Here is a 6,424-nt window from a genome sequence, read left to right on the forward strand (position 1 = left end):
CATCAGCAAAGGGGATCATGACATGAGACGCTCCATGACGGCGCTCGCCGCCATCCTGTTATTGGCCGGCGGCCAGGCGCAGGCGCAGACGCAGACGCAGCCATTCCAGGGCAAGATCGGCGCCACGCTGGCGGAATCGGTCGAGGCCTGGCCTGCCCCGGTGCGAGCCCCCGCGGGCGCGCCCAATATCGTGTGGATCCTGCTCGACGATGTCGGCTTCGGTGCGGCCAGCGCATTCGGCGGCGGGGTGGCCACGCCGCGACTGGAGGCCTTGGCGCAGCAGGGCCTGCGCTACACCAATTTCCATACTACCGCGATCTGCGCGCCGACCCGCGCGGCCCTCCTGACCGGGCGCAACAGTTCGTCGGTGCATGAAGCGGGCTTCTCGCATCGCATCCTGTCGGCAGGCTTTCCAGGATGGGACGGCCACCTGCCGTCCTCGGCCGGGACGATCGCCGAGATCCTGCGCGACAATGGCTATAATACGCTGGCGGTCGGCAAATATGGCGTGACCCCGGACGAAGACGCCACCGATGCGGGACCGTTTGATCGCTGGCCGACGGGCAAGGGCTTCGATCATTTCTTCGGCTTTCTCGGATCGCAGACCGATCAGTACAAGCCCGATCTGGTCGAGGACCAGGCGCATGTCGCCCCCGACGGACGGCATCTGAGCGAGCAGATCACCGACAAGGCCATCGCCTTCATCACCCGGCAGCAACGCGCCGCCCCCAGTGACCCGGTGGTCGGCCTTGCGCCAAAGGCACCGCCGAAACCCTTCTTCCTCTATTACGCACCGGGTGCCACCCATGCGCCGCATCAGGTTCCGGCGGAATGGCGGGATCGTTACAAGGGCCAGTTCGATGCCGGCTGGGACGTGTATCGCCAGCAGGTGTTCGCGCGGCAGAAGAAGCTGGGCGTCATCCCGGCCAATGCGATCCTTCCCGACCGCGATCCCACGATCAAGCCATGGACCAGCCTCAGCCCCGACGAGCGCAAGCTCTATGCCCGGTTCATGGAGGTGTACGCCGCCTATCTCAGCTATACCGATGCCCAGATCGGCCGACTGGTCGATCATCTGAAACAGATCAACCAGTTCGATAACACGTTGTTCGTGGTCATCATCGGCGACAACGGCGCCAGCAAGGAAGGCACGCTGAACGGCGATATCGACCGCCGCCTGGGCGCACCGCCGCTCGATGAAAAGACCAACCTGGCGCATAATCTGGCGTTGATCGACAAGATCGGGACGCCCGAGGGCGTGGAGGTCAATTATCCGCTCGGCTGGGCGCAGGCGGCCAACACCCCCTTCCGCTGCTGGAAACAGGATGCGAATTGCGAGGGCGGCACCCGCAATCCCCTGATCCTGTCCTATCCCAAGGCAATCACCGCAAGGGGCGTCCGCGAGCAATATGGCCATGTCATCGACATCCTGCCGACTACCCTCGAACTGGCCAAGGTGACGGCGCCCGCGACGATCCGGGGGATCGCGCAGCAGCCCATCGAAGGCACGTCGCTGCGCTATTCCATCGATGATGCCAGGGCGGCGTCACGCCATCGCACGCAATATTATTACATCTTCGGAGCGCGGGCGATTTATCAGGATGGTTGGAAAGCGTCGCTGGCCGCCTCGAACACCCTCAATGCGCCTCCCGGCAGCCAGGTGGAGACGCCTGCATGGCGGCTCTACGACCTGAACGCCGATCCCACCGAGCGGATCGATCTGGCAGCGAAATACCCGGCCAGACTGGCGGAGCTGAAACGCCTGTTCGATCACGAAGCACAGGCGCACAACCTGTATCCGCTGATCACCTGGGACGATATCCAGAACCGGATCCGCACCGCCCGAGCAGGCGGCGTGGCGCGCTGACCCCACGACGAAAGCAGAAGGCGGACATGAGGATCGACCCATTGCCAGTCGGCATCGACGCACCCGTGCGACCACAGGACAATGCCGTGCTGCGCGCGATCGGCGAGGCACTTGCCGGGCTTGATTACGGGTCGGTCCTCATCACCGTGCACGCCGGGCGCGTCGTCCAGCTGGACGTCACGCGCAAGCGCCGCTTTCCGGACTGATCGGTCGGCGCACGGCGTCTTTCGCGCCTGATACCAAAGCTATTGTTGACCACAAATCCCATTGAACGGATAGGTATTGCACAGAGCGACTGGCCACCGCTCCCGGCGTCGCCGGATGAGAGGCCCGCGGCTTTTGATCGGGATGCAGCTTGCTCCGCGTGACCAACGGCTAAAGCGCACGATGCCGAGGCGACAGCGCCAGGCTCGTGTCTTCCCCCTGATGCGAAGGGGAATGTGATGCGACGGATTCCATAGACACCGTGCCCGGTCAGGCCCCGCATCAACACGCGCGTGGTCGGCCAGAAGCATGATCCAGGGTTCACGACGGGCGGCGACGGCACACTCGCGCCCGATCAGGAAATAAGGGAGTTCCAGATTTTGTCGTTTTCGACCACCCTTGCGGGCGGACGGCGCAGCCATGCCCGTTATCTTGTCCTGATCGCGCTGTCCGGCGCGACGTCCACGGCCGCGCTGGCCGCCGAGCGTCCGGGTGCGGCCGGGCGGTTGATCCCCGCTGCCGCCCGTGACATCGCGGCCGGTCCGACCGCCCCCGACAGCGCAACCGAGACCGACGATACGGCCAGCGATGTGGTCGTGACCGCGCGCCGCCGCCAGGAACGCGCCCAGGATGTGCCGATCGCGCTCAGCGTCGTCAGTGCCGACACATTGGAGAAAACCGGCGACTTCACCCTCGGCCAGGTGCAGCAGCTCGTGCCCAGCCTCCAGATATTCAGCTTCAACCCGCGCAACACCAACATCAATATCCGGGGCCTCGGCTCGAACGTCGCGCTGACCAATGACGGCCTCGAAAACGGCGTCGGCATCTATATCGACAATGTCTATTACGGACGGGTCGGGCAATCCCAGTTCGACCTTGTCGATCTCGAACGGATCGAGGTGCTGCGTGGTCCGCAGGGCACCCTTTTCGGTAAGAACACCACCGCCGGCGCGATCAACATCACCTCCCGCGCGCCGAGCTGGACGACCGAATTCGCAGGCGAGGCGACGCTTGGCAATTACGGCTATCATCAACTGCGCGGCTCGCTGTCGGGACCGATCGTCGCCGACAGGATCGCCTATCGCCTGAGCATCGCCGACACGCATCGCGACGGCTTCCTGACCAACGTCACGAGCGGCCAACGCGCGCAGGATTACACCAATTTCACCGCGCGCGGCCAGCTGCTGATCACCCCCACCCCCGCATTGTCGATCCGGCTGATCGGCGACTATTCGCGCCAGAAGCAGAATTTCGTACTCGGTATCTTCGCGAATTATTTCGGCCGCTACGACAGCGGGGCAGCGATCGCCAACGCCTTTCGCGATCGAACCGCGCGCGCCAATCACACGCCACTGCCGATCGATCCGTTCGCCCGCCGCGGGGAGTCCGACAGCCGGTATCAATCGAACATGAAAAGCTATGGCGCGTCCGCGCAGATCGACTGGGACGTGGGACGCGCGGCGCTCACGTCGATCACCGCCTATCGCTGGTGGGACTGGGATCCGGCCAATGATGGTGACAATACGGCGTTGCCCGTCGTCACCAAGGCGCAACAGGCGAACCGGCAACGCCAGTTCAGCCAGGAGGTCCGTTTGGCCTCGACGGGGCGGAATCGCATCGATTACGTCGTCGGGGCCTATTATTTCTGGCAGATCATTCGGGGTTATGGGGCGACCGCCTATGGTCCGGCGGCGGCCAACTGGTTCTTGCCCTCCGTGCCCGCGGCGATCGGCAATGCCGCACTGTCGGGGTTTGAGGCCAATTCCACCTCGACCCCGCAGACCAAAAGCCTCGCGACCTTCGGCCAGGCGACCTGGAATGCGTCGGACGCGCTCCACCTGACACTGGGCCTGCGCTACACGCATGAGAGCAAGGATGGCCGATTCCACCAGTTCCCCGTTGCGGGGGTCGACCTGTCCACGCTGCCCAGCAACGCGCGCGCGGCCGCGCTCGCGATCCGCAACCAGTTCAATCCCGGCCTGGATTTCTCGACGAGGCTGAAGGACGACAGCCTCTCCGGTCTCGCCACCCTGTCCTATCGTGTCGCGTCCGATGCGCTGGTCTATGCTTCCTATTCGCGGGGCAGCAAATCGGGTGGTCTCAACCTCACCGCACTGCCCGCCGGGGTCAATCCCAATGTCCGGCCCGAGACGGTCAATGCCTATGAGGTCGGGCTCAAATCGCAATGGTTCGACCGGCGCGTAACGCTCAATCTCGCGGGTTTCTGGACCGACATCGCTGATTATCAGACCGGCATCACCGAGCAGCTGGCGAACACGGTCACGTTCCGCCAGTATATCGCCAACATCCCCTCTGTCCGCTCGCGTGGGATCGAGGGCGACCTGGTCTGGACGCCCGTGCACCGGGTGACCCTTACCAGCTCTTTCAGCTACACCGACGCGACCTATCGCGATTACCGCAATGCGCCGCAGGCGCCCGAACGGCTCGATCGCGGCGGTATCCAGGACCTGACCGGCCAACCGCTCGCCGGTATCCCCAAATTCACCTACACCCTGGGGGCCGATGCGGGGGCACCGATCGGCGGCTGGCAAGGACATCCGATCGAACTCTACGGTCACGCCGACTTCTCGCACCGCTCCTCGTTCAACACGTCCGCCAGCAATTCGCGCTTCGGCCAGATCGCAGGGTACGGCATACTCAATCTTCGGGTCGGAGTGCGCCCGGACCATGCACGCTGGGACCTCTCGGCCTGGGTCCGCAATCTGGGCGACACCGAATATTACCAGACGCTTTCGCCCGGCAACACCGGGCTCGTGACAGGGATCCTCGGCGACCCGCGGACCTGGGGCGTCACGCTTCGCACGAAATTGTGAGGATTTGCGCCATGGCCACGCTTCACGCACGCCTGTTCGCCGCGCCGCCGCGCCCCGGCGGACGCCTTTCGCCGCTGCGGCTGGCGGCCTTTTCGTCGCTGACCCTGCCGATCTACGCCGCGCAGGGACCACTCGCCGTCTATCTCCCCGCGATCTATGCCGAGCATTATGGCCTGCCGCTGGCGACGATCGGGCTGATCTTCCTGTTGGAGCGGATCTGGGGCGCGGCGGCCGATCCGTTGATCGGTTTCCTCGGGGACCGCAGCGGCGGGCGGCGCCGCACCTGGATCGTGACCGGCGCCGCCATGTATGCCGCCGCCGGAGCGGTGCTGTTTTTCCCGCCGCCTGGGTTCGGCGCATCGCTGCTCGCGACCGGACTGTTCCTGTTCTACCTTGGCTGGTCGATGATCCAGATCCCGTATCTGGCATGGTCGGGCGAGCTGTCCGACGATTATCACGAGCGGACCCGGATCGCGACCTACGGCACCGTGGCGGGGTCCTTGTCGCTGCTGATCGTCCTCGTCCTTCCCACGATCATCGACCAGTTCGATCCGAATCACGCCGCGCTCAAGCTCGCCTCGTTCGGGCTGGTGGTCATCGGCGGGCTGGCGATCACCCTGCCGCTCGCGCTGACCGCGGTGGATGATACGCCCCGCGCGCGACCGGCCCATCAGCACCTGCCGCTGATCCAGACACTGCGGATGATCGTACAGGACCGGCTGCTGCTCCGCGTGATCATGGCCGATTTCGCGGTCACGGCCGGCCAGCTCATCCGCTCCGCGCTGATCGTCTTCTTCGTGAGTGCCTATATGGGCCGCCCCGAATGGGCGAGCGGGCTGTTCCTGTTCCAGTTCGTGTTCGGCGTTGCCGCCGGCCCGATCTGGATGCGGATCGCGACGCGCCTCGGCAAGCACCGGACCGCGATGCTGGGCGAACTGGTGCAGGTCGCGATCAATCTCGGCCTGCTGCTGGTCACGCCCGCGCGCTTCCCGCTGCTGCTCGCGCTGACGCTGGCGCAGGGACTGGCGCAAGGATCCGGCAATCTGATGCTCCGCGCGATCGTCGCCGATATCGCCGACAGGCATCGGCTGGAAACCGGCGCGGATCGCACCACCCTGTTCTTCTCGGTCTTCAGCCTGACCAGCAAGGCGGGCATGGCCGCCGCCATCGGCATCGCCCTGCCGCTGGTCGCATGGTTCGGCTTCTCCCCGACCGGCCCCAACACACCCGCCGCGCTCGATGGACTGTTGTACGTCTTCGCGCTCGGACCGGCCCTCGCCCACCTCCTGTCCGCCGCCTGCCTTTACCGCTTCCCGCTCGACCAGGCCGAGCAGGAGCGGGTCCGGCTCGCGCTCGCGATGCGCGCTGGCTGACCCACCGTTTTCGCCCCCCCCTGTCTGATGTGATGCTGGTATGAAGGTGTTGCGGAAGGGAGCCCGTCCCCCCCGAGGGTCTGGAGCCCGATAGGGAGCAAGGGCCCCTTCCGCGTTGGTCACAACCCTGAACAGTTGCTTGGGAC

General features: G+C 65.2%; 4 protein-coding genes. All 4 read left to right on the forward strand.

What is annotated here, in order from left to right:
- Positions 1-22 precede the first annotated feature (22 nt).
- Positions 23-1,867, forward strand: coding sequence for an arylsulfatase (locus RN629_RS15830; RefSeq protein ID WP_407036106.1), 1,845 nt, complete (start codon positions 23-25; stop codon positions 1,865-1,867).
- 26 nt (positions 1,868-1,893) lie between these two features.
- Positions 1,894-2,073, forward strand: coding sequence for a YezD family protein (locus RN629_RS15835; protein WP_407036107.1), 180 nt, complete (start codon positions 1,894-1,896; stop codon positions 2,071-2,073).
- A gap of 378 nt (positions 2,074-2,451) precedes the next feature.
- Positions 2,452-4,905 carry a TonB-dependent receptor gene (locus RN629_RS15840; RefSeq protein ID WP_407036108.1) on the forward strand — a complete coding sequence of 818 codons (2,454 nt, stop codon included), beginning with the start codon at positions 2,452-2,454 and terminating at the stop codon, positions 4,903-4,905.
- An 11-nt stretch (positions 4,906-4,916) separates the two neighbouring features.
- Entirely contained in the window at positions 4,917-6,278 is a 1,362-nt protein-coding gene (locus RN629_RS15845; RefSeq protein ID WP_407036109.1) for an MFS transporter, read from the forward strand.
- The last annotated feature ends 146 nt before the right edge of the window (positions 6,279-6,424 follow it).

The sequence above is a fragment of the Facivitalis istanbulensis genome (genome assembly GCF_040560405.1).
GTDB lineage: Bacteria > Pseudomonadota > Alphaproteobacteria > Sphingomonadales > Sphingomonadaceae > Sphingomonas > Sphingomonas istanbulensis.

Excerpts from the sequence above, each read along its gene's own strand:
- RN629_RS15845 (WP_407036109.1), top strand. The coding sequence starts at position 4,917 with ATGGCCACGCTTCACGCACGCCTGTTCGCCGCGCCGCCGCGCCCCGGC.
- RN629_RS15830 (WP_407036106.1), top strand. The coding sequence starts at position 23 with ATGAGACGCTCCATGACGGCGCTCGCCGCCATCCTGTTATTGGCCGGC.
- RN629_RS15835 (WP_407036107.1), top strand. The coding sequence starts at position 1,894 with ATGAGGATCGACCCATTGCCAGTCGGCATCGACGCACCCGTGCGACCA.